This is a genomic window from Frankia sp. CcMO1 (assembly GCF_977945845.1).
In genome coordinates this window covers 11,813-12,498 of record NZ_CDWTMG010000144.1, presented here as the reverse complement: position 1 = coordinate 12,498, position 686 = coordinate 11,813, and the positions used below count along the sequence as shown (strand labels likewise).

The 686-nt window shown below is 63.7% G+C and carries 1 protein-coding gene; it reads right to left on the bottom strand.

Annotation, left to right across the window (positions count from 1 at the left end):
• Nucleotides 1-659: AAA family ATPase (locus tag AC08OU_RS16450; protein WP_476605244.1), on the bottom strand; the 659-nt coding region annotated here is incomplete at its 3' end.
• Between the last annotated feature and the right edge of the window lie 27 nt (nt 660-686).

Sequence of the window (686 nt, the reverse complement as noted above, 5' to 3'; positions counted from 1 at the left end):
GTCGCCAGCCGCTCGGCCGCCGAGCCACCCAGGCGCTCGGCGAGTATCTCCCCAGTCCCGTCCCGGGACAGCCGGTTCAGCCGAAGAGAATGACAGTGCGGCTGGCGGAGCAGCTCCGTGTGGAACACCTGATCCGTCGAGGGAATTCGGTCGCAGTCAGTCAGCACGAGGACGATGCGCGCCGCGTACAGCCGGCGGGCCAGATAAAGAATGCACTGCAACGAGAGAGTGTCCGCGTACTCGATGTCGTCCACGGTAATCACCGTCGGCGCCTGCTCGGCGAGTTCGAGCAGAGCGGTACATGTACTGTGCATTATTCCGGCGTTGATCGCGTCGATAGAATCCATCCGCGGCTCGGTTCCCGACGGGGCCGCGGTGGTGTCCACGTGCGGCCGCGGCAGCCGTGGCAGGCGGTCGACCGGCAGACCTGGGTGACTCATCAGTTGGGCGATGACCCCCAGCGGGATGGACTGCTCCGAACGCGAACAGGCGGCGCTCAGGGTGTGGGCCGCCTGGGTTGACGCGTACTCGGTGAAGGCGCGGAGCAGAGCCGTCTTTCCGCAGGCCACCGGACCATTGATGATGACAGTCTGACCTCTGGCAGGTAGACAGTCAATGAAGGTGGCCTGTAGTCGAGCGAGTTCATGGTTTCGTTCCACCAAGGAGTCGAAATGAAATAACTTGCG